The sequence below is a fragment of the Pedobacter lithocola genome, from assembly GCF_042650845.1.
GTDB lineage: Bacteria > Bacteroidota > Bacteroidia > Sphingobacteriales > Sphingobacteriaceae > Pedobacter > Pedobacter lithocola.
Genome location: NZ_JBHSBW010000013.1, coordinates 700,549 through 724,818, shown reverse-complemented (window position 1 = coordinate 724,818; position 24,270 = coordinate 700,549). Strand labels below are relative to the sequence as shown.

The following is a 24,270-nucleotide window of genomic DNA, read 5'->3' as shown; positions in this document are numbered from 1 at the left end:
TTACGTTTTTATAAACAACACTGTACAATTCTTTTATGGATGTGTTTTTTTTAAGCCGATGAATAAAAACAGAATTAGAAATAAAATAATAGAAAACCCAGCTACTATTATTGATGCAAGCTGAAAAAACACTTCGCTAAAATCCTTACTTTCTCCGAAACATTGTACTTCGTTTCCCCAAATATCAACACCCATAGCGCCTTCATAATTGCAATTTACACATGCTAAATATTCAGGTAAAATAATACCCAGGTAAAACAAGATAATTGGTATGAAGACAATCAGTAAGATGATTTTAATTACTTTCAGTATTTTTAGCTTTTGGGTGGTGTTCATTGCATGTTTTAATTAAAGCTAGATTATCTAAATTTTCGGAGTTTTTTAACCAACTAGCCTTTTGCAAAACCTTTTAAAGTTTTAGTTTTTGTTTTCTGTTACTTTTTAGATAAACCTGGTAAACCGATTGACTACCGAACATAAAAAGTGTGTCTTTTTCGTTTTTTGGAGTATTTAACTGTTCAAAATAATTGTCATCATCTTCCATATCTTTAAAATTAAAAGATTTATTTCCAAATTTTATACTGTAATAGTTGATGTTCCACTGCCTAAATTCTATGGGGCTAAAAAATACGCCAACATATAAAAAGTTACTGTACACAGAAGGTTTATCACTTTCAATAAATCGAATATAATCTCGGGGTAAAAGCCCTGTAGTTTCTTTATCATAGTTTGGGAAAAGTAAATATAGGCTTTCCCATATATCATGGATTCTATCTGTGAATGATTCGGCATCTTCAATATCAAACAACTGCCCGTTATTATCTGTGTAGCAATGAACGTTCAACTCATCATACATATTCGATAGCTCTGTAACGGCAGAGAGTTTTTTATAAAAATTTGTTTCCTTTGGTTTGCCTGCAATGTATTCTGCTGTCCATTGTTCGTCGCGTTTTGAATCAGCGGGAACGTAAGTGTAATTTTTACGATTCACAAACTCCCGAAAGGTTTCTTTTATGGGGTGCTTATTAATAATTAATGGACCACTCTTTTCAAAATTTTTCAAATCATAACCAAAAAGCTGGCTCGTGCTGTCATTATCCAAACTAGATTCATCTAATATTATCCTATGATTGGCAGAGTCGATATAAAATGATTTGGCTTTTGGAAGTATTTTTACAGTTCTATAGTGCTCATCAACAATTGTGGTGCTATAATATTTATCTTCATCCTGATTTAATATGATGCTTCCTTTGAGCGAAGGAAAATGTAATTGAAAAGGATCTATACAGATACCTGTTTTCTCAATAGCGAATTCAGTGTCTTTATCTTCAGGAAAAAAAATCCAGTCTTTGTGTTTATCTTTTTGAGGAATTGTGTATCCCCAATAAAAGCATATTCCGCAAAACAATCCTAAAAATAGTAAGATGCCTATGATTATTTTTTTTCTCATTCGTTTTTGTAGCGTTTTAATTTAGATAAGATAGTTTAGCATTTCGCATTATGTTTTGCTTGGCAAATAGGAGGGTAGGAGCTCAATTAAAAATCCACTATGGTAAATAATATTTTTGGATTGTTCCTACAGGATGTAAGCAGCGAAGCTTTTTCCTAGTTAGCTTAAGTTTTATTTTTTTAACAGTTTAAAGCTCTTATTAAAATTATAGCTAACGGTTTCGGGCTTTGCGTTCGGGTGGGTTTCGGAGCACAAAACTGTCAACCTGCTACTGAACTTGAATAGAAGCACAAGGCTCCAAGTTTGCACGTCAGCCCGCCTGACGCAAAACCCGTGTTATAGCCAGTTGTTATTCTTGTCCTATGTTCGTTGATATACATACTTTACTTTTCTGTCACCTTGGTCATAAAATACGTAAAGTCGGCAGTCGTCATTGAATGTTTCATAAATGTCTACTTGGCAAATAAATTTCATCTTTTGTCCCTTTGAATTTAATGGAGTTTGGTCGTTTTGCCACCACTCAGGTTCATCTATAATTTCAATTAGTGTCGAAGTTTTATTTTCAGCTTTGACTTTTAGATACTTTTCTTGACCTTCCTTAATATACTTTTCAAAGTCCTTCCCAATTGTCAATGCCGATTTGTCAAATGTTGGCTGATACAGTCCATTTTCTGTTATGTTAAAAGTAAATTCATCAATATAATCTTTATCAGGAAAGGGTTCCTTGTGGTCAATGTCAGGGTCAAAACTTACATACATTACGTGTATTTTGTCTTTAACTCCTTTATTGTTTAGGTCAAGAGTTGCAATAGGAAAAAAGTTGTCAAAATTTGAATACTCTGTAGTCAATACAGTTTTCTTGTCAGGAAAGAACCTGTCGTTTTGTTTGCAACTGAAACTAAAAAACATAATTGTCGAAATTAATATTGTTGATTTCATTCTTTGTGTCGTTTTACAATTGGCTATAACTCCCAAATATATGAAACAACCATAAGTTGTATCACGTAAAAAATCTTGCTCTAGGCGTCCTTAAGCCATACTCTATCTTTTTTGTATTGCGTTTTGAGTACACTCTGCTTAAAAGCCTACTTAAAAAACGCAACTATTTCTCAAAATTTATTTTATCCAAGGGGCTCTGTACCATTGTCAAATCTTTCTTACCAACCTTCGCATAAATCAATGTAGTTTTTATATCCTCATGGCCTAATAATTTTTGTATGTAGCTAATGTCTGTTCCTTGCTCTAACAAATGTGTAGCAAAGCTGTGTCTTAAACTGTGTATGCCAACATATTTATTAATCTTTGCTCGGGCTAAGCTCTGTTTAAATACCAATTGGGCACTTCTAATGCTGTATTGATCGCCAAATTGACCTTCAAATAAAAATTTCTTTGATTTATATGCGGTGTAATAGGCTCGTAAAATTGGTAATATTGTTTCTGGTAAATTGGTATATCTATCATGGATAACTTTTGGTTATAAGTTTTTATAGTAGAGCAGCTATAGGCTTTTAAATATAACGTATCGATATAAGCTTGATAAGCTTTTTGGTTTACCAAATTAATTTTTGAAATATTTTGTATGCCAATAATTTTTTCGGGTAGCTTAAACCTTAACCTGTTTTCTACAACATCGGGTATATGCCAGGCCTTTAAAGTATGGCTCCATCGCACACCTTTAATTTCTTTAATCTCGGCAATTAATGCAGCATGTTTATCAAAATATATACCTATTCTACTTTGTTTATGGTGCTTAAGTAATTTGGCTTCCCATTTCACAACTTCTTTTTTCATTATTTTAGAGGTTGTAATTTTTCAAAACCATCAACAACGATGTAGATTTTACCATTAGCAAATGGTTGGTTGTTAAAGTCTGATTGATAGAAATATTCTGTAAATTTTTATCAATGTTTTGGCAAGGAAGGTAACCGAAGCCACATTTGTTATCGCAATATTTTTGAGTGGATATACTTCCACCACTAATAAAGGAATTTAAATTGAGGCGTACCATAATAAAGTTTAAGTTGCTTATTATGGGATGATGGTTAAAATTAATATATTTTCACATCAATGTAAAAGAAATGTAACCTGAGCTAGTTATTTACAGTTTGATCAAGCAAAAATAATTGGTGTTTATGGCTACTGCGCTTTAATATATCGGATGGTATTTCTATACTAACAAAACCAATCTTCAATTCCTAACGTTTATGGTTTAATGAAAAAGTATCTGCTCTTGTTTCTAATATTTAGTTTTTGTTGCATTAAAATTTTTGCTCAGAAAATAGATAAAGATTCACTCCTCCAAAAAAGAGAAATTGCGAACAAGGAATATGTAAAGCTTTATAAAGAAAATGCCGATTTTGCTTATACATCGCCAGCTGGCGAAATTGGTGCACCCACGAAATATGTAATTAATGGTAGATTAACTACAACTTACATGTTGCTGGGTAGTTATAAATCGCCTATTGCTTTTGCTGTAATTCCTGATTTTACTGTTCGGGTTAGAAACGAATTATCTGCCGGAGTTAGAACGCCAAGCTTTCGTCTAGGAGGCTCGCTTTTTGCCAGGTTAAACCCAAACCCAAATCATTATAAATATGCAGAGCTTGCATTTACACATCACTCTAACGGGCAAGATGTTTCTGCCAGAAACGATGATGGTAGCATTAATACCAAAACCGGAAATTTTAATGCCAACTATCTAACCCTATCTTATCGATTCGGAAATTTTACGCCAATTAAATCTGATGAAAGTTATTTCTCTCTAAATCATAGAGTTGGTTTACAATGGCATAAATGGTTCCGTTACGAACCTGTTCTTGATGATGGTTTCGGCTTTACCAGGCTGCTTTACAATGTTTCTCTTAGGAAATACGATGTGATAGAAAAGAAATCCAGAATTAAAAATAGTTTTAAAGAAGAAAAAGAAACCTGGCGATTAAACGCCGAAGTAAGTTATGCCGTAAATAAAATCCCCGCAAAAAATATTTGGAGTGCCGTCAAGCGTTTAAATGCTGAAGTTAATTTCAATTACAGTTTTCCTTTTATGAATAACGTGTTTTTGCTCGCTGCAGTAGGCTATTATGGAGAAGATAATTATAACATTTATTTTAAAGATAGTTACAGTTATATGCGCTTTGGTTTGGCATCAGGTTTTCTCAGAAATCGAAGTCGGCATTATGACAATTAATCCTTAATACAGATTGGATTACACTTTCTTTTTGATAAAATTTTTAGCATTTTTGCAGATTGGAATTTTAGTCCTTTCCGCTTAAAATTCTTCCCAATTTTTTAATAAAATATGAGCAATAAATCTATCGACCTTGGTGAGCAAAAAGATGTAGAAGTTTACGGAGCAAGGGTACATAATTTAAAAAATATTGATGTAAGTTTTCCACGAAACCAGCTCGTTGTAATAACAGGCTTAAGTGGTAGCGGTAAATCTTCATTAGCTTTCGATACTATTTATGCCGAGGGCCAAAGGCGATATATGGAAACTTTCAGCGCTTATAGTCGCCAGTTTATGGGCGGGATGGAGCGCCCTGATGTTGATAAAGTTTCGGGTTTAAGCCCGGTTATTGCCATCGAACAAAAAACCACCAGTAAAAATCCTCGCTCTACGGTTGGTACCATTACCGAAATTTACGATTTTATGCGTTTGCTTTATGCTCGCGTTGCTGATGCCTATTCGTACAATACCGGTGAGAAAATGGAACGCATGAGCGAAGACCAGATTCTTCAAAATATTTTTAAAAAATTTGATGGTGCTGCAGTAAACATTTTGGCGCCAATTGTAAAGGGAAGGAAAGGACACTACCGTGAACTTTTTGAGCACGTGCGTAAACAAGGTTATGTTAAAGTTCGTGTTGATGGAGAGATAAAAGACATTACTGCGAAAATGCAGGTTGATAGGTATAAAATTCATGATATTGAAGTTGTTATCGACCGGTTAATTATCGATGAAAAGGATAAAAAGCGACTGCTAGATTCTTTGCAAACTGCCATGAAAATGGGTAAGGGCGTAATTAAAATCAGCGATAAGGATAATAATGTGGCGCATTTTAGTAAATTTTTAATGTGTCCAACAACCGGAATTTCTTATGATGAACCACAACCTAATAGCTTTTCTTTCAACTCGCCTTATGGTGCTTGTGAACGCTGCGATGGCTTAGGTTATATTTTTGTAGTAGATAAGGATTCGGTAATGCCAAACCCGAAACTTAGCATTTTAAATGGTGGTTTGGCTCCGCTAGGCGAGTATCGCGATACCTGGATGTTTCAAGTTTTAAAATCGCTTGCAAAAAAATATGCCTTTTCATTGTCAACGCCTATTGAAAAATTAAGCGATGAAATTATCAACATCATTTTAAACGGAACGCCAGATTTAATAAAAGTTGAGGTTGAATACAACAAATGGAACGTACAGAATTATAACATCACTTTTGATGGCATTATTAAAATGCTCGAAGAGCAGAATGAGAAAAGAGGGGAGAATGCGGTTGATGATATGGAGGCTTTTCGTAAATTAAAAACCTGCCCAGAATGTAACGGCGCAAGGTTAAAAAAGGAAAGTTTGCATTTCAAGGTTGATGGGATGAATATTTTCGATTTAGCATCGATGGATATTACCAACCTGCATAAATGGTTTGAAAACGTAGATGAAAGATTAAACGAACGCCAAAACATTATTGCAAAAGAAATTCTAAAAGAAATAAAAGCTAGGATTGGATTTTTAACGGACGTTGGTTTAACTTATTTAACGCTTGATAGAACTGCTCGTACGCTTTCTGGTGGCGAGGCACAACGAATTCGTTTAGCAACCCAAATTGGTTCGCAATTAATGAATGTGATGTATATTTTGGATGAGCCAAGCATTGGTTTACACCAGCGAGACAATGAACGTTTAATTAATGCCTTAAAAAACCTTCGTGATTTAGGTAATACCGTTTTAGTGGTAGAGCATGATAAAGACATGATTCTGGAGGCTGATTGGGTTATTGATGTTGGTCCTGGTGCAGGTATTCATGGTGGGCAAATCGTTGCTGAAGGAACTGCAAAGCAAATTTTAAAATCAGATACCTTAACAGCTGCTTACTTAAATGGTAAGAAAAGTATAGAAACGCCAAAAACCAGAAGAAAAGGTAACGGACTTAAGCTTTCAATTACCAAAGCAAGCGGACACAATTTGAAAAATGTTTCGGTTGATTTCCCTCTTGGTAAATTTATTGCCGTAACCGGAGTTTCAGGTAGTGGGAAATCGAGTTTAATTACAGAAACGCTTTACCCGATATTAAATCATCATTTTTTTAGGGCAAAGAAAACACCGCTTCCTTACGAAAAAATTAGCGGCTTAAAAGAGATAGATAAAGTAATTGAAATTGACCAGGCGCCAATCGGCAGAACACCTCGTTCAAATCCATCTACTTATACAGGTGTTTTTTCTGATATTAGAAATTTATTTGTGCAATTGCCCGAAGCTAAAATTCGTGGCTACAAACCTGGTCGTTTTTCGTTTAATGTAAAGGGTGGTAGATGCGAAACCTGTCAGGGTGGGGGAATGAAAGTTATAGAAATGAATTTCTTACCTGATGTGCAAGTTCCTTGTGAAGAATGCGGAGGCAAAAGATACAATCGCGAAACCTTAGAAGTTCGTTACAGGGGAAAATCAATAAGTGATGTTTTAGACATGAGCATTGAAGATGCTTGTGTGTATTTCGAACACATTCCAAACATTTACCGAAAAATTAAAACGCTTAAAGATGTTGGTTTGGGTTACATCACATTAGGGCAATCATCAGTTACTTTATCTGGTGGAGAAGCACAGCGTGTTAAACTGGCTACAGAATTATCAAAGAAAGATACGGGTAAAACCTTTTATATTTTAGATGAACCCACAACTGGATTGCACTTCGAAGATATTAATGTTTTATTAGGCGTGCTACAGGAATTGGTTGATAAAGGCAACACGATTTTGGTAATAGAGCACAATTTAGATGTAGTTAAAGTAGCCGATTGGGTTATTGATTTAGGAGAAGAAGGTGGCGCAGGTGGAGGTAGAATTTTATTTGAAGGAACCCCAGAAGGTTTGGTTCAAAATCCATTGAGTTTAACCGGAAAGTTTTTGAAAAAGGAGATGGGGTTAGAGTCTGAAGTGGATAGTCCGCAGTCTGAAGGTAAGAAGGCGAAGAAAACAAGTCCAAAAAGCTAATCCAATCCCGGTCTATATCATCACAAAATGGAATTTTGATTTAAAATTGTTGAGTGATTTTGGAGACATAAACCATGGCGAGGAATTTTTAGGCTTAAGCATATGCAAGGATTGTGTTATGCTAAAAATAATTTGTTATTTAGTTTTGTTGCTTTTGTGGTAAAAATTTGACCACAAAAGCCACAAAAGAATAAAAAAGCAATTAAGAATTTATCAAAACTTCGTTCAAAGACTTCTTAGCTGCGCTCAAAATGACGACCAATTAAAAACAAAAAAATCCGCAACATTGATAAATGCTGCGGATTTTTAATTTGATATTTTTAATGCTTGTGCTTCTAGATATTGAGCATAACAATAACCTTCTTCGCCATCAACAGTTCTTACCAACCACCATAATTCATTACTTCTATTAACTAAAGTAATTGTTTCTCCGTGGGCAGCTTTACCTACAATTGGCTGGTCGGTTCCTGGTCCTTTACGGATGTTTAAATTACTGCTTTTGGTAATTACTTTGGCGTGAGTTACCTCAGCATTAATCGATACATTTACATTCAAAACCAAATCTCCTGAAGCAAAATTCGGGTCGATTTGATTGTAAATTTCCCATAAATGATCTTTAGTAGCACCATTGGCTGCGGTACCATCGATGTATAAAATACCATCTTGTTCGCGTACGGCTAAATCCGTTATACCAGCTGCAGTTGCTGCATCGGTTAATGCTTTATATTTATTTTCTAATGCCATGATTTAGATTATTTTACTGTTAATTTATTATCGATTTTTTTAGGTTTTAATACACTTAAACGTTGCATTAAACCAACTAAAGAAGCTTTGTTAATCTCGCCGGTAAGTGTAACTACACCATCTTTAACATCAGCTTTTACCGTCGGGAAATCTTTAGTAGCATCTGATACATTTTTGAATAAAGTAGTGTCTTCCGTAATAACTACTGGCGCAGCAGCAGGTTTAACGGTTAAATTGTTTACTACAGATTTTACACCCTTTTCTGCTTTTGCCACTTCTTCTGCTTTTGCTTTTGCGGCATCATCTGCAACTTCTCCTGTTAAAGTAACTTCGCCTTTTGCTACCGCTACGGTAACTCCGGCAGCTTCGTTAGCCTGAATTGCAGCTTGAATATCTGCATCTTTTGGTGAGCAACCTACGAAAAATAACGTAGCCGCAATTACCATACTCATTAGTAATTTTGTTGTTTTCATGATTTTATTATATGTAATTGTTTAAAATTTTCAATGTGGAAATTGGAGTTTTTGGGATGCCAATTTCAAAAAATTAAACAGGGAGGATTGTAGGAACGAATATAGTAAATGAGTTTAGATTGAAACCAAAAGTTTATGTTTTATTTATAAACATTAGACCAATGGTTAAAACTAAGATAATTTTAAGTTTGAAATTGCTTTAAAGTTTTACTTAGGCTCAAACTCGCTTGCATTTTTTCTAGTTTTCTAAAGCCTTTTTATTGAATATTGCCAAATGTTGAGGGGCTTTGCAAAAAGCTGGAAATCGAAGCACAAATCTGCAATTTTGTACAAAAGTTGAACCGAAGAACTACCGCTGAACTTTTCAGTTTCGCCCAACTATTGCAAAACCCTTGTTGGCAGTAGTGCTTTTTCGGGTTATTCCACTATAAATTTTTTGGGATAATTGTCAATTTTCTCAACTTTAAAATATTCGTCAAATTCTTCCTTTTGTTTGGTTTGATAGAAGTCGATTATTTTTCCAAAAAACGTTTCAAGTGTCGGTGCAATTACATTTCGGTCGTTGTCGGCGTGCCAAAATTCTACTAATTGTCCTTTTTGTTCAGTAAAAATTCCTTTCAAGTCGAAGCAAATACTGTCGCCACCTCCATTTTGAAAAATTGGTATCCAGTTTTCATTCCACCAATTTTCGATTTCGAAGTCAAACCCAATCATTGGTGTAAGTTCAGAAGCGTCATAAAGCGCTTGATGTAAAGGAATAAAACAAGAATTGTTTACAAAAGTTTCATAACAATTCGGTTTTTGTCCGTTCTTCCATTTGTATAGTGTTCGTAAATCTTGTGGTATTTCAATTTTATAATATTCCTCTAATTTGTCCAATTGAGAGTCGTCCAAAGGTTCGTTAAGTTCCGAATAATATTCAGGTCTTAGTGTCGATAAATATTTGTCTAATTTTTGAATTATTTCGTCCATTTGTTTCGTATGTGTTTCGGTCTGTAGCATTACTGCCAACTTATAAATATACGAAACAATCACACGTTGTAGAACTAAAAAAAAGGGCTGCTGACAGCTCATAAATCCACATATCATTATTTTTGTATTGCGTTTTTTGAGTACACTCTTCTTAAAAGACTACTCAAAAAACGCAACTACTCTACAAAATTTATTCATCAAATGGCTTTTCTATTTTCAAATCTTTGTAATTAAATATGCATAACTTAATGTAGCATTTATATGCTCGAGAATTAAAAATTCTGAATATATCAATTATCAATTCTCGGCTCAAACAAATCAATCTTTATAATTTGTTCTCTAAAAAGATATGGTTTACCCAACAGTTTAAATTGAAGTAGCAATTGATTTATAAAGCGTAAATGTTTAAATTTAGTATTATATCATTATGGATTTTCGAAAGAATTAAAGAGAATCAGGCATGTTTTTTGTCTACATTAAATCTTCGTAAAAAGCAATAGGTTTTGCTTTTGTGATGCCGCTCAATCATTGCCATTGGCTTTAGCCTAATAACTTGAAGGGCGATGTTATTTCCAATTTTTAAATGGATGTTTAGTTAAATTGGAATTGTAATATTTCTTGTCGTGAGTAACTTCTTCAGCAATCCAATCAGGCTTTTCGAAATATTCTTCTTCTGTTGACAGTTCAATTTCTGCAACAATTAATCCGTGGTTATCACCAGAAAAAACATCAACTTCCCAAACTTTTCCAGCTGATTTAATTTCATAACGTATTTTTTCTAATGAAGATTCGGAGAAATTATCCAATAATTCTTCAGCTTCAATTAAAGGGATTTCATATTCAAATTCCAATCTCGATGCGCCAACTGAAATGCCTTTAATTGTAAGCCAGGCTTTAGTTTCGGCTATTCTAACACGAATGGTTTTTGTAGGGTCTGTCGAAATATAACCTTGCTTAAGTTGTTTTCCAGCGGGTTTATCAAGTTGTTCCCAAACCTCATGCTGAACTAAAAATTTCCTTTCAATTTCTATCCCCATTATCTGGTTCTTTTTTGCAAATCGGTTATTGGCATACTAATTAATCTGCCAACGGGGTTTTTGCCTTTATAAGTAATCACCCTTAGCATACTTGCATCTTTTGGTACTTGCAAAGCCGATGTATATTTAGGATAAAAGCGATCGGGACTTGAGTTATCGAAACTATAATAAATATCCAAACCATCAATTTCAGGTGTTAACTCAATCATCAACTGTTTATCAGCGCTTCTTTTAACCGTAAATATTGGATCGTAAATCGCCGGAGCATATTTAACTTCTGCAAAATCTAATCGTTTAAAATGTTCTTCTGTTCTGGCAATAAAGTTAGTCCAGTTTTTCTTTTCAATCGGGCTCCACACAGATTCTGAAATGGCAAAAGCACGTGGCCAAAGCATATATTGCACCTGGCGAAAGGTAAAAATTTGCTCTGTCCATAAATTTGCTTGTCCGCCGATAATAAATTTAGGATCTGCACCAGCCGGAATAGGATTAAACTGATATGCTTTATTTAGTCGCAACGAAGCATAAACTTTAGGCTCGGTAATTTGATCGGCTTGCATATAATCCAGGTAAGCAAAATCAGTTGGACTCATCACTACATTATGCTTTTCTTTTGATGCTTCGATACCGTATTTTAATCCTCTCCAACTCATAACTGAGGCAGTTGGCGATACACCACCTTCTAAAATTTCATCCCAGCCCATAAATTTTTTACCTTTCGAAATTACTATTTGTTCCAACCTTTTTTCGAAATATGCCTGCACCTGAGGCATGGTTTTCAAACCTTCACGCTGCATTAATGCCTTAACCTGCTCGTTCTTTTCCCAAAAGTTATGAGGCGCCTCATCTCCACCCATGTGTATGTATTCGAAAGGGAAAAGCTTCGCAACTTGTGTAATTACCGAGTCTAAAAAAACGTAAACTTTTTCATTTGCCGGGCAAAGTGTATTATCAACCAATGCAGTTGGGGGAGCACCACGACTCCAATCCATAATTTTTTCGCCCGACCGAACTTTATAATTTACAGCTTCAGGTGTACAGGAAAGCTCCGGATAGGAAGCAATAACCGCTAAACTGTGTCCTGGAACATCAATTTCGGGCATTATGTTTACGAAACGCTCTTGTGCATATTGAACTAATTCTTTAATATCTTCTTGTGTGTAAAAACCACCATAAGTTCGTGGTTCATCAGGCGTTGGTGGAATAAAATCTCCAAACGTGCCTGTTTTTTTTACGCTCCATGCACCAACTTCTGTAAGTTTTGGCAAACCTTTAATTTCAATTCTCCAACCTTCATCATCTGTTAGGTGTAAATGCAGCAAGTTAAATTTATAATGAACCATATCATCAATAAACTGCTTAACCTCTTGCTTGGTAAAGAAATGACGGGCAACATCAAACATTAAACCTCTCCAACCGAGTTTAGGGTAATCTACAACATCAACACAGGGTAATTTCCATTTTACGTTTTGAACTACTTCTTTACTTTCTATATCGGCTGGGAAAAGCTGAATTAAGGATTGAACACCCCAAAATATGCCTGCAGGTTTGTTGGCGGTAATTACGATTTGAGTTGGATTTACATTCAATTTATATCCTTCCACGCCCAATTGAGCATCATTCTGCGTATTTAAAATAAATTTTATTGTTGGATGATTTGCAGTTGTAACCGAACTCACAAACTTACCGGTCGCTTTTTCAATCCTATCGGATAAAAATGCTATTGCCTGTTTTAAATCTTCATTTTTGGGCGTCTGAATACTAATATTTTCTGGCAAGGTGAAAGTCCCTGTTTTCTTCATTAAAGAAACGGGTTCAGGAATTATCGCAATTTGTGTTTGTGCAATTGCACTTTCTGTATCGCCGATTTCGCTTTCGCTAACAATGGTTTGAGCGTAACTTTTGCCAGCTAAAATGCAGCAAATGATGAATAGGAATTGTTTTTTCATTATTAATAAATTGCGGATGAACCGAATAAGTATTAATCCGCAATTTATTAAAAAAAAGGCTTCAATAAGAAATAATAAGTTTAAAAGCAGATTTCTACTTAAAATTTTAAAGGTGGACCAACAACTTTCATGTCGTGATTTATAAAAATTTTGGCGCCTTGTTCAGGACTTAGTTCACCCTTAAGGCTCCCCAATACACGGAAGAAATCTTCCATTTTTCCAGAAGGTTGGAAAAAGCAGAAACACTTACCTTTCTCTGTTGATTGGGCGAAGGTATGAGGGATATTCCTTGGTAAAAAAATGGTGTCGCCGGCTTTTAAAAGATAATTTTCATTACCTACCTGAAATAAGTATTCGCCTTGCATTATGAAAAATATTTCATCTTGATGTGGATGAATATGTAATGGAGGACCACCTTTTTCATTTCCTGTGTATTCGAAAACTGTTAATTGACCTCCGGTATCTTTCGAAGATATTTTGACATCATTAGGATTTTTACCACTAAGCAATGTTCTTTCTTTAAACCTGCTTTCTCCATTTTTAACAATAAATGATTTTCCACTTCTTAATTGCTGTACATCGGATTTTGATCCGAAAGCAAATAATGGAATTGTTGCTGCTGCGCCTAATAAAAATTTTCTTCTTTCCATGGTTATAGTTTAATTACCATGCAAATATGTAAACAGGTTTTTTAAGTTTAGTGGTAAGAAAACGACATTTAATAGGTGTCTGCCTGGCCAAATTTTCTTTCGGGTGATGCTAAATCCAAGAGATGGAAATTGGCTGGTGACTTTCGAGTAAATTCTTTATAATCTTTAACCAAATGCTGATAATCGTAATAACCACAATTAATCGCAATACTAAACCAATCTAACTCTGGATGCTTATTTTTCATTCTAAAGGCATTTTCAAAGCGGACAATTCTATGAAAATACTTTGGTGGAATTCCCATTCTTTCGATAAAATTCCTTTCGTATTGCCTGGTGCTTAAGCAAGATTGTCTAGCTAGCCAATCTACATTAATATTTCCCGTTGATGCTAAAATCAAGTTACTAATTTTATCAATCCTTTGTAATTCACTCTTTGTTTTATCGATGAGATTCTTTAAAAATGATTCAACAACAACAACCATTACATTGAAATCTTTAGCATCATTTAATCGGTCGTTAACCTCTTTAATCGTATTTCCAAAAACTGTTTCAGCATCAAAATAGCTGTTATTTAATTCCTTAGAGGGGATATTTATTAATCTATAAAGTGCACCGGGCTTAAACACGACTTGAAAAACCAGAAAGTCACTTCCAACAAATCGATTTGTAACCTCGAGTTGTTGCCCCATTAAAACTGTTTTTAAGTTTGTTATTTTTTTCTTACTAGTATCGTATTCAACTAATTCCGTATTTCTTGGATAAAAACTTAAACAATGTTCGGGTTTTGGCGGATACGGTTTGAAAGGAATGTTTTTTGAATCATTGAAAATAAAATGGACAATGCGATATACCCGAATAAATTCGGCAAGTGCTGGGCTTGGAAAAAATTCGCTAAGAACCATAACAGGAAGTTAATGATAAATTATTAAAATCACCATTTCTTTTACGACCTAATTATCCCCTTAAATGGTATCCTTTTTGTTTTGTAAATGCCCTTAAACCTTGGTGAGATAGTGTTGCGCCAATACCCGAATATTTGCGTCCGCTCCAGGGTAGGGCAGCGCTAACCCTATCGCAACAGTTCCAATAACCAGAACCTGCATCAAGCTGACTTAATATTTTTTCTGCCCGGTTTTGATTTGCCGTGTAAACAGATGCCGTTAAACCGTATTTCGTGTCTTGCATCATTTTCAAAGCTTCATCATCGTCTTTAACTTTCATAATACCTATAATGGGACCGAAACTTTCTTCCTGCATAACCAACATATTGTTGGTAACATTGGTAAGAACGGTTGGCTCAAAAAAGTACCCTTTTCCTTTCAAAGCTTTGCCACCAATAACTAACTTTGCACCTTTGGCCAGAGCATCTTTTATCTGATCTTCTAAAACTGCTATCTGGTCTTTTCGGGTTAATGCTCCAAGATATACACCATCCAATGTTGGTAAACCACTTTTCCAACTTTTTACTTCGTTAACAAATGCATCAAGGTAGTTATCATATATTTTTTCATTTACATAAATGCGCTCTACCGAACAGCAACTTTGTCCGTTATTGTAAAATGCACCATCTGCTGTTCCAATTGCGGCATTTACAACATCTGCAACATCTTCAGCAAGATATAAAGGGTCTTTTCCACCTAATTCTAACTGACAGGGAACCATTTTAGCAGCAACTTTTTCGTAGATGTATTTGCCTGTTTTATACGAGCCTGTAAAGAAATAACCATCAAAATTTAATTCTAATAAAGCCGAACCTGTTTCTTTTGCGCCAACTGCCACTTGAAAAACTTCATCAGATACACCTGCTCTTTTTAGTAGTTTTTCTATTTGTAAACCCGTTAAAGTTGCAAATTCAGAAGGTTTGTACATCACGGCATTGCCACTTAACAAAGCAGGAATTATTACATTAACCCCAACGAGATAAGGATAGTTCCATGCCGAAATATTGCAAATAACACCTAAAGGTTCGTATTTAATGATTTCTTTTAAACCGGGTTCTTCTATCATTACTTCATCAGTAAGATATTTTTCTGCATTGTTTAGCATCCATTTAATTCTTGCCCTTGCGCCATTAATTTCATTACGAGATTGCTGCAGAGGTTTTCCAACTTCGTTGGTTAAAATTAAAGCTAAACTTTCAATTTCAGTTTCCAAAATGTCGCTGAAAGCTGATAGAATTGATATTCTTTCTTGCAAGGTTAGCTTTGCCCATTTAGGTTGAGCCTGTTGTAAGATTTCAAATTTGCTTTGAAGCGAAGCTTGATTATCTTCTTTTAAAGTGGATATAATTTCTTCAGTTGCTGGATTTATGATTTGCATATTATTTTTTTTGCCACAGACTTTTACAGATGAACACAGATTTTAATGGTCTAAAATCCGATTCAACTATCCGTTAATATCGGTGGTTATTTTTATCTCTGGTAAATGTTTAATTTAATAGCATTAATAAATGCTTCATGTAAATTTTTGCTAAAAGGGCTTTGTTTGTCTTTTAACCTTTCAGGATGCCACTGCACAAATAAAAGAAACGATTTTCCATTTGGATTTAAACGTTCCATAGCTTCTGTAACACCATCGGGAGACATAGCACTTACCACCAAGTCTTTCCCTGTTTTATCGGTGCTTTGATGATGATTGCTATTAACCAGACCTTTATCGGTATTTACAATTGTATTTAACCAAGACGATGGGTTTACAATTATGTCATGGTAGCGATCACTTTTATCAGGCATTTTAGAATGGTCGAATTTCCCCCAAGTTGATATATCAGGAATTAACGTACCACCAAAAAAAACATTTCCAACTTGCATGCCTCTACAAATTCCAAGAATAGGAATTTTGTGTTGTTCGGTATATTCCAAAACCTTAAATTCAAATTCGTCTCGTTTCTCGTCGATGTCATCTTCATAACAATAGGGATAATACTCAGATTTATTATAAAACCTTGGATGAACATCTTCACCACCTGTTAAAACGACACCGTGACATTGTTCAATTGCATCGAAATTATTTAGCTTGTAACCGAGTTGAATAACTTCTACATTTTTGTTGTAGGATAAAACCCAATCACGGTAAATTTCATATTTACTGCAATCGGTAACGCCTATAATAATTTTATCAAACATGCTTAATTAATAATATTGAATATGTTATTGGTGATTATTTTTTTCGCGGAAATAAAATTATAGTAATTTTGATTCCTTTCATAACCCTACAATCCTAAAATCAATCTAATCCTGGTCTATAGTGCCTTTAGATACAACTGTTTAAAATCTTCTCTGCTTACTGGTTTTGGATTATTTGGGTGTGCAAAATCTGCCAATGCTAAATCAGAAAGTGTTTCTATATGCTCAGCTTTAACACCGATATCACCTAATTTATGTGGAATATTAACCCTGGAGTTTAAATCAAACAGATATTCGACTACTGCATCTCCGGTTTCTTCTTTGAGTTGTAGTGTTCGGGCAATTTTGCGAAAACGGTCTTCAAATCCCTCAATGTTAAATTGCATTCCGTAAGGAAGATTAACCGCATTTGCCAAGCCGTGATGCGTATCTAACAGAGAGGATAGCGGATGTGCTAAAGAATGAACCACACCTAAACCTTTTTGAAATGCTATAGCACCCATCATAGAAGCCATTAACATTTTGCTTCGGCTTTCTAAATCAGGCTTATTGGTTGCTCGTTCTATAGAATCTTTTATTAGTGAAATTCCTTCCAATGCAATGCCATCGCACATGGGGTTAAAGTTTTTAGCAAGGTAGGCTTCTAAGTTGTGGGTTAGTGCATCCATTCCGGTTGCTGAGGTTATGAAGGATGGTAAATCCATCGTTAATTCCGGGTCGGCAAAAACGATTTGTGCCATTAATTTTGGTGAAAATAAAATCTTTTTTTGATGGGTTTCATCATCGGCAATAATTGCACTCCGACCAACTTCGCTACCCGTTCCTGATGTAGTTGGAATGGTAATAAAGTGAGGCACATCATTGGTTACATAAATATCGCCACCTATCAAATCATCGTACTTAAATAAATCTTCCCGGTGATTAACCCGAAGCACAATAGCTCGTGCAACATCTAAAGCTGCACCTCCACCAATGCCAATAATGCTGTCGCGATTTGTTGCATCCCAAACCTCGCTACCTTTGTAAACATCGCTTTTAACAGGGTTTTTATGAATTTCGCTAAAAACCTCGACAGAAATATTTTTAGCCAATAAATCCTCCACAATCTTTTTAAAGAAAGGCAATTGCGCTATCGTTTGATCGGTTACAATCAGCGGATTTTTTAAATTGTTTTTATGTAAATAAGCAGGTAATTCTTTTACCGCACCTGCACCAAAACGAATAGTTGTTGGGAAATTAAATTGATGGATTTTATCGAATATCATTTGATGTAATTTTTATTTTTTCAATTCCCCTCTTTTAGAGGGGTGCCCGAAGGGCGGGGTGTTTTATTTTCTTGGCCAGACGGGCTTTTTTCTCTTGACAACAAAATAAAAAAAAGTGCCGACTTAAAATTTTTGTTTTCTATTGCCGTGCTAAACCGCTCCGTCATGCTGAATTCATTTCAGCATCTGTATTGCAAAACCCAACTAAGGTTTTATAAGATCTCTTAGGTGGTTTATTTAATTTATTTATATTAAATTATCTCCAAGTACCTTTTCAATTCCCAATCGGTTACTACTTTCGCATATTGTTTACATTCCCAGTCACGCGTCATGGTAAAGTGTTCTACAAAATCATTTCCCAATAGTTCTTTAGCTAAGTCAGAGTTTTTCATTTTCTGTGTCGCATCTACCAAATTACCAGCTAAAACTCCGTTTGATAAATCTGTATAGCCATTACCTTTCGTTGCAGGCTGTTCTAATTTCATTTTGTTTTTAACGCCATACATCCCCGCTGCTAAACAAGCAGAAAGTGCCAAATACGGATTGGTATCTGAGCCGACAATTCTGGTTTCTAACCGTGTAGCATTTTTGCTCCCTGGCAAAGCACGTAAAGCCGTTGTGCGGTTATCAATGCTCCAAGTTAATGTAGTTGGCGCCTAAGCACCTTCTACCAAACGTTTGTAGCTATTAATTGTAGGAGCAATCATGGGTAAAATATGGGGTAAGCAGTGTAATTGTCCGGCAATGTACCTTTTCATCAATTCACTCATTTTATGTTCATCTTTATCGTTAAAAAACAGGTTGGATTTACTGTCTTTATCCCACAAACTTTGGTGAACATGCCCGCTACAGCCTGGTAAATTTTCATTAAATTTTGCCATAAACGTTGCAATTATGCCATGTTTGTACGCAATTTCTTTAACCGAGGTTTTAAATAGAATGGCTTGATCTGCAGCTTGTAAAATTGGTGCATATCGTATTGCGGCTTCATAAACACCTGGTCCAGTTTCTGTATGTAAGCCTTCAATAGGAATGTTAAATTTATTCAGCAGCTCAAATAGATCCGTCATGAATTCATTTTTAAGTGAACTACGCAAAATCGAATAGCCAAACATGCCTGGCGTTAAAGGTTTTAAATTACTAAATCCTTTTTCTTGAATTGATTCTGGCGTTTCCGAAAAATTAAACCATTCAAATTCTTGAGCAAAGTATGGTGAGTAACCTAGATTTTCACATTCAGAAGTTAATTTTTTGAGCAATTGTCTGGGGCAAACATAATTTGCTACGTTATTATCATCAATAAAATCACCCAAGAAAAATGGCACATCGTTTTCCCAAGGAATTTTTCTAAAAGTGCTTATATCAATTTTAACTTGCGCATCAGGATAACCAGTGTGCCAGCCTGTAAACTTTCCTTTATCGTAAGCTACATCTCCAATGTCCCAGCCAAATGTAACATCGCAAAATCCTAATCGTCCTTCTACTAATGAAACAAACTTTTCGGCAGCAATATATTTTCCCCTTAAAACGCCATCAATATCAGCTACGCCAACTTTAACTTTGCCCGATGGATGGTTATTTACGTAATCCAAAATTTCTTTATTTGTACTCATTAGTTTGCCTTTTAGTAATTTGGTATAATAGAAAGCTACCTAAAACAAGGCCCGAAAATAGTAGTCCCAATTTAAGGTTATAAATCAACATTGCGATAAATGATCCGCTTGCAATTACTAACGCTACAAACGGAAAAACCGGATAAAATGGAACTTTAAATGGCCGCGGTAAATCAGGTTGTTTATTGCGTAAAGTTATTATCGAAATCATAGAAATGATGTATAGCGCTAAAGCTCCAAATACGGAGATAACAATAATTTCGGCAGTTTTACCTGTTAATAAAGCGATTATCCCAATCATCATATTTCCAATTAAAGCATTCGCTGGTGTTTGAAATTTTGGAGATATTTTGCCTAAAATGGAAGGAATGTTTTTTGTGTTACCCATTTCGTATGTAGAGCGTCCAGCTGCTAAAACCAAACCATGAAATGATGCAACTAAACCAAATAGCCCTACCGTAATTAGCAGATGATATAGTAAGTGATTATTGCCGGTAATCATCGAAAGTGCGAGCGGTAGGGGTGAATCAGATGTTTCTCCTAAAACTCCATTTTTATAAACAATTGCTTCCCATCCACCAATACCAATTGCCGAAATAAAAATAAGTACGCACAGAATTACCAATGTAAATATTGCCCATCCAAAACCTTTACTTATATCTCGCTGCGGATTTTTAGTTTCCTCAGCAACGTTTGCGATTCCTTCTATCCCTAAAAAAAACCAAATGGCAAAGGGAATTGCTGCCAAAACCCCACTCCATCCATTATGGAAATTATTGCTGATTAGGTTTGCAGCATTAAATTTTGGCAGGCTAATACCTGTAAATAAAAGTAATTCTCATACAGCAAATATGGTGATGATAACTTCGAATGATGCCGCAGCTTTAATTCCGTAAATATTTAAAGCAGTAAAAATAAAATATATGGCTATAGCACTCGTAATAATAGGAACTTGCGGAAAAAACGCATTGAAATACGCACCTATTGCAAAAGCAATTGCTGGTGGTGCGAAAATAAATTCAATCATTTGAGCAATTCCTGCAACAAAACCCCAGTTATTGCCTAATGCTTTATTCGCATAATCAAACACGCCACCAGCTTTTGGAATGGCACAAGCCAATTCAGCATAGCTAAAACTAAAGGTGACATACATTACCATAATTAATATGGTGGCAATGGCCATACCAAGTGTACCTCCTTTTTCCAGACCTAAATTCCAGCCGAAGTACATGCCAGAAATTACATAACCAACACCCAAACCCCATAACATAAATGGAGTAAGCGATTTCTTCAAACCGTTTGTTTGTTCCATTATTTAGTATAAATTATAATTAAACTGCTCAGGAATAATTAAATAAATGGTTTGTTAATGTACTAATTTTTTCAGGTAGTGGTGTAGTATTTTAAGTTAAAAAATTATCAATTTAACTGTAAGCCGTTGTTTCTGCTGTTGTATTCAAAATAAGAATCTACCTTTTGCTTTCTTAACTGATAAGCTTATCTTCGGTACATGCTAACATTGCTTACTTCGGCTCAAATGCGCAAAGCAGATGAATTTACCATTGCTAATAAACCAATTGCATCGATTGATTTGATGGAAAAAGCTGCAAGAGCATTTGTTCAATGCTTTTTAAAAGATGAATTTGATACCAGCAAAAGTGTTGCTATTTTTTGTGGCAAAGGAAATAATGGAGGAGATGGATTAGCAATAGCCCATATTTTATTGGCGAATGGCTACGAAAATATTAAAGTTTATGTTATAAATATTAGCAAAAAACAAAGCGATGATTTTGCTATAAACTTGCAGCGGATAGAAGAATCAAAATGTAAAAAGGTTGAACTAACTAAAGCTTCTGAATTAAAAAACATTAAAGCCGATTTAATAATAGATGCAATTTTGGGTTCGGGATTAAACAAACCTTTAGAAGGAGAATTAGCAAAAATAGTTAAAGCAATAAATAAATTAAATAAAAGGATTTATGCTGTTGATGTTCCAACGGGTTTCCCCGCAGAAGGTAAAATCGCAGGCGAATACAATGGTATTAAAGCATATAAAACCATTTGCTTCCAGCGACCGAAAATTAATTTTTTCTTTCCCGAGTCAGTAGACGCAACCGAAAAATTTGAAGTGGTAGAAATTGGATTGGATGAAAACTTTATTCAAAACCTAAACGGTGATTTCCAATTTGTTGAAGAAACCGATGTAAAGGGTATTTTAAAACCCCGTAAATTATTTACACATAAAGGTATTTATGGGCATGCGTTGATAATTGCTGGCGATACCAATACAATGGGTGCCGCATTATTATCATCTATGGCATGCTTGCATAGCGGCGCCGGATTAACAACGGCATGCATCCCGCAAAGCGGATTAAAAGCATTAAATGCTACTTTGCCCGAAGTTATGGCTTTACCTAGAGATGGAACTTTGGCCATTAATAATTTGGATAAGTATCATGCAATAGCAATCGGACCAGGTCTAGGATTTTCGGCAGAAGCTAATAGTTTACTAAAAAGTTTAATTGCGCATAAAAAGCCCTTGATTATCGATGCTGATGCCTTGAATACATTAGCAGAAAATCCTGATTGGATTGATCGGATTCCTGAAAATGCCATATTGACGCCACATATGAAAGAATTTGACAGGTTATTTGGGAGAAATGATGGTTGGTGGGAGCGGGTTCAAAGTGCTAAAATACAGGCACAAAAATTAAATGTTATCATCATACTTAAAAATCAATTTACATTTATTTGCCTGCCAAGTGGTAAAGTTATCATCAATCCAACTGGCAATCCGGCAATGGCTCAAGGTGGTATGGGTGACGTTTTGACTGGAACAATTGCAGCTTTTATGGCTCAAAAATATTCATCGACGGAAGCTGCAATATTAGCTTGCTTTATTCACGGTAGAGCAGGAGATTGCTTGTCGAAAGAACTTTTCGTAGTCACAGCCTCACAGGTTGCCCAACAAATTTCTAAAGAAATATATAAATTGAACAAAATAAATTAACGCATTCGAAATGGAAAAAAGAGAATACACCTTAAACGAATTAATTCAGGAATCGGCTGAAAATCCGAATGAAAATGATTTTTTTGAGTTAGAAAAACCAGCTATGCTGGAAGTGAATCTTAAGAATCAAAAAATAATGGCTAAGGCGGGCAGTATGGTTGCTTACATTGGTAATATTGATTTTAAAAAGGAAGGTTTACTTAGCAAAGGATTGGGCGGTTTACTGAAAAAGGCAATATCAGGAGAAGGTACATCGTTAATGCATGCTGCAGGAACAGGTAAACTTTATTTGGCTGATGAGGGTAAGAAAGTTAAAATTATAAAACTTCAAAACGAATCGATTTTTGTTAATGGCAATGATGTTTTGGCATTGGAAGACAGCATTAAAAACGAAATTAAAATGCTTAAAAGCATTGCCGGAATGATGAGTGGAGGCTTATTTCAGGTAAAACTTTCTGGTAGTGGTTATATTGCAATTACCACTCACGGCGAACCTATCTTACTTAAAGTTAGTGCCAATCAACCAGTTTATACCGATCCGAACGCAACTGTTGCCTGGTCAGAAAATTTATCGCCTAACATTAAAACCAACTTAACATTTGGTTCATTTATTGGCAGAGGTAGCGGTGAATCATTTCAATTGGAATTTTTCGGCGAGGGTTGGGTTTTGGTGCAACCTTATGAAGAAGTTAAATACGTTCAAAAATCATAACATCTGATTATAATTTGAATGATGGAAATATGTGATTGAGATTACTTCGAGCCTTGCAATGCCGACATCCACTTCGTTATTGCGAATTATGAAGCAATCTCCAATTACGAACGCTTCAAGTCTAAATCAAATTATCGATTACTGTTTTAACAAAAAAGCCTCAACAATTTCAAATTGTTGAGGCTTATATTTAAAGTATTATTTTTTATTAAACACCACCCATTACGGTTAGTTTTTCCATTGTAGGATTAACACTTCCACCCATTGGCTCTAATGTTACTGCAAAAGCCTGAGCCTCTTTAATCGTTTGCATTTTAACCAATGCTTCGTTCGAAGTAGAATCTGTTTTACCAAAAACACCCAAACTTACCGGCTTGCCGTTTACTAAAGCCCACAATTGGTATTCGTGAGTTTCATCAGCTTTAGGCAAATCCATTGCCACATAGTTAATCAAAACCGTTTTATCGTTTCTATTCCAATAAACTTTCATTTTTGATTTTGGACTGTAAGCTTGCCCAGCCATTTGAATGGTTGCCCATTCTTTACTATCGGCCATTGCAGCCATGTTATCTAAACCTTTATTTTCGAATTCAAGTTTACTAACTACACCTGCAAATTTCTGTTTATCTAAATTTAAACTTGCAATCTGCTCATGCGCATCTCCAAGTTTGTTGTAAGTTATAAATAATGCAGCTGTACTTATTGCCAACAAAGCAATACAAGCTACTAAAGCATAACGTAAAGTTCTAACCTTACTATCGCTTCTATCGATTTGTAAAATTTTAGGTTCTTCTAATATTGTAGATTGTGTAGAAACATTAACTGTATCTTCATCTTTCAAACCCAACTTTTCAAACAACCTTGATTCTACATCAGCAGATGGCTCTACCACATTTTGCATAGCGTACTGTTCGATAGTCAGCTCGATGGCTGCTATTTCATCTTTTACCTCATGGTAACGAGATGCCATTTCCTCAACCTGCAACATTTCTTCGGGTGATAAATCACCCAAAACGTACAGTTCAAGTACTCCAGATTCGATATATGCTTTTAAATTTTCCACGC

The 24,270-nt window shown here is 35.1% G+C and carries 20 protein-coding genes and 2 pseudogenes; 4 read left to right on the top strand and 18 right to left on the bottom strand.

What is annotated here, in order from left to right; translation table 11 throughout:
- Nucleotides 1-33: 33 nt before the first annotated feature.
- The 5 genes from ACFOWA_RS17315 to ACFOWA_RS17295 all read right to left on the bottom strand — a co-directional run bounded on the left by ACFOWA_RS17315 (nucleotide 34) and on the right by ACFOWA_RS17295 (nucleotide 3,241).
- Complete coding sequence (locus ACFOWA_RS17315) at nucleotides 34-336, bottom strand: hypothetical protein (protein WP_378987480.1); 303 nt, start codon at nucleotides 334-336, stop codon at nucleotides 34-36.
- A gap of 73 nt (nucleotides 337-409) precedes the next feature.
- A complete protein-coding gene (locus ACFOWA_RS17310; RefSeq protein ID WP_378987477.1) occupies nucleotides 410-1,450 on the bottom strand; it encodes a hypothetical protein in 1,041 nt (346 codons plus the stop codon).
- A gap of 360 nt (nucleotides 1,451-1,810) precedes the next feature.
- Nucleotides 1,811-2,389 carry a hypothetical protein gene (locus tag ACFOWA_RS17305; RefSeq protein WP_378987475.1) on the bottom strand — a complete coding sequence of 193 codons (579 nt, stop codon included), beginning with the start codon at nucleotides 2,387-2,389 and terminating at the stop codon, nucleotides 1,811-1,813.
- A 163-nt stretch (nucleotides 2,390-2,552) separates the two neighbouring features.
- Nucleotides 2,553-2,873: a tyrosine-type recombinase/integrase gene (locus ACFOWA_RS17300; RefSeq protein ID WP_378987750.1), complete on the bottom strand. Its 321-nt coding sequence runs from the start codon at nucleotides 2,871-2,873 to the stop codon at nucleotides 2,553-2,555.
- Complete coding sequence (locus ACFOWA_RS17295; RefSeq protein ID WP_378987472.1) at nucleotides 2,762-3,241, bottom strand: hypothetical protein; 480 nt, start codon at nucleotides 3,239-3,241, stop codon at nucleotides 2,762-2,764. Before ACFOWA_RS17295 ends, ACFOWA_RS17300 begins: the two co-directional genes overlap by 112 nt.
- A 421-nt stretch (nucleotides 3,242-3,662) precedes the next feature.
- On the opposite strand from ACFOWA_RS17295, the gene ACFOWA_RS17290 reads away from it, so the two are divergent.
- Nucleotides 3,663-4,637, top strand: coding sequence for a hypothetical protein (locus ACFOWA_RS17290; RefSeq protein WP_378987469.1), 975 nt, complete (start codon nucleotides 3,663-3,665; stop codon nucleotides 4,635-4,637).
- A gap of 111 nt (nucleotides 4,638-4,748) precedes the next feature.
- Entirely contained in the window at nucleotides 4,749-7,655 is a 2,907-nt protein-coding gene (gene uvrA, locus ACFOWA_RS17285; protein WP_378987466.1) for an excinuclease ABC subunit UvrA, read from the top strand.
- Between the two features lie 306 nt (nucleotides 7,656-7,961).
- Here uvrA and ACFOWA_RS17280 read toward each other — a convergent pair whose 3' ends face one another.
- The 12 genes and pseudogenes from ACFOWA_RS17280 to eat all read right to left on the bottom strand — a co-directional run bounded on the left by ACFOWA_RS17280 (nucleotide 7,962) and on the right by eat (nucleotide 20,753).
- The gene (locus ACFOWA_RS17280; protein ID WP_378987463.1) at nucleotides 7,962-8,399 is read right to left on the bottom strand and encodes an SH3 domain-containing protein; all 438 of its coding nucleotides are present in this window, start codon (nucleotides 8,397-8,399) and stop codon (nucleotides 7,962-7,964) included.
- An 8-nt stretch (nucleotides 8,400-8,407) separates the two neighbouring features.
- Entirely contained in the window at nucleotides 8,408-8,872 is a 465-nt protein-coding gene (locus ACFOWA_RS17275) for a BON domain-containing protein (protein WP_378987460.1), read from the bottom strand.
- 417 nt (nucleotides 8,873-9,289) lie between these two features.
- Nucleotides 9,290-9,844, bottom strand: coding sequence for an SMI1/KNR4 family protein (locus ACFOWA_RS17270; protein ID WP_378987457.1), 555 nt, complete (start codon nucleotides 9,842-9,844; stop codon nucleotides 9,290-9,292).
- A gap of 566 nt (nucleotides 9,845-10,410) precedes the next feature.
- Nucleotides 10,411-10,881 carry a CYTH domain-containing protein gene (locus ACFOWA_RS17265; RefSeq protein WP_378987454.1) on the bottom strand — a complete coding sequence of 157 codons (471 nt, stop codon included), beginning with the start codon at nucleotides 10,879-10,881 and terminating at the stop codon, nucleotides 10,411-10,413.
- A complete protein-coding gene (locus ACFOWA_RS17260) occupies nucleotides 10,881-12,830 on the bottom strand; it encodes a beta-N-acetylhexosaminidase (protein ID WP_378987451.1) in 1,950 nt (649 codons plus the stop codon). Before ACFOWA_RS17260 ends, ACFOWA_RS17265 begins: the two co-directional genes overlap by 1 nt.
- Before the next feature lie 98 nt (nucleotides 12,831-12,928).
- Nucleotides 12,929-13,480, bottom strand: a complete 552-nt coding sequence (locus ACFOWA_RS17255; protein ID WP_378987448.1) for a cupin domain-containing protein — start codon at nucleotides 13,478-13,480, stop codon at nucleotides 12,929-12,931.
- 68 nt (nucleotides 13,481-13,548) lie between these two features.
- On the bottom strand, nucleotides 13,549-14,382 hold the full coding sequence (locus ACFOWA_RS17250; RefSeq protein WP_378987446.1) for a helix-turn-helix domain-containing protein: 834 nt from the start codon (nucleotides 14,380-14,382) through the stop codon (nucleotides 13,549-13,551).
- A gap of 52 nt (nucleotides 14,383-14,434) precedes the next feature.
- Nucleotides 14,435-15,799, bottom strand: coding sequence for an aldehyde dehydrogenase family protein (locus ACFOWA_RS17245; RefSeq protein ID WP_378987443.1), 1,365 nt, complete (start codon nucleotides 15,797-15,799; stop codon nucleotides 14,435-14,437).
- 92 nt (nucleotides 15,800-15,891) lie between these two features.
- A complete protein-coding gene (locus ACFOWA_RS17240; RefSeq protein WP_378987440.1) occupies nucleotides 15,892-16,605 on the bottom strand; it encodes a gamma-glutamyl-gamma-aminobutyrate hydrolase family protein in 714 nt (237 codons plus the stop codon).
- A gap of 116 nt (nucleotides 16,606-16,721) precedes the next feature.
- Nucleotides 16,722-17,870: an iron-containing alcohol dehydrogenase gene (locus ACFOWA_RS17235; RefSeq protein WP_378987437.1), complete on the bottom strand. Its 1,149-nt coding sequence runs from the start codon at nucleotides 17,868-17,870 to the stop codon at nucleotides 16,722-16,724.
- 251 nt (nucleotides 17,871-18,121) lie between these two features.
- Nucleotides 18,122-19,483, bottom strand: a pseudogene (locus tag ACFOWA_RS17230) (glutamine synthetase family protein).
- Nucleotides 19,470-20,753 (bottom strand): annotated as a pseudogene (eat, locus tag ACFOWA_RS17225) (ethanolamine permease). Before eat ends, ACFOWA_RS17230 begins: the two co-directional pseudogenes overlap by 14 nt.
- 240 nt (nucleotides 20,754-20,993) lie before the next feature.
- Between eat and ACFOWA_RS17220 the strand changes: the two are divergent.
- Complete coding sequence (locus tag ACFOWA_RS17220) at nucleotides 20,994-22,493, top strand: NAD(P)H-hydrate dehydratase (RefSeq protein WP_378987434.1); 1,500 nt, start codon at nucleotides 20,994-20,996, stop codon at nucleotides 22,491-22,493.
- A 10-nt stretch (nucleotides 22,494-22,503) separates the two neighbouring features.
- Complete coding sequence (locus ACFOWA_RS17215) at nucleotides 22,504-23,205, top strand: AIM24 family protein (RefSeq protein ID WP_378987430.1); 702 nt, start codon at nucleotides 22,504-22,506, stop codon at nucleotides 23,203-23,205.
- A 208-nt stretch (nucleotides 23,206-23,413) separates the two neighbouring features.
- Here ACFOWA_RS17215 and ACFOWA_RS17210 read toward each other — a convergent pair whose 3' ends face one another.
- Nucleotides 23,414-24,268, bottom strand: a complete 855-nt coding sequence (locus ACFOWA_RS17210; RefSeq protein ID WP_378987427.1) for an anti-sigma factor — start codon at nucleotides 24,266-24,268, stop codon at nucleotides 23,414-23,416.
- Nucleotides 24,269-24,270 lie beyond the last annotated feature (2 nt).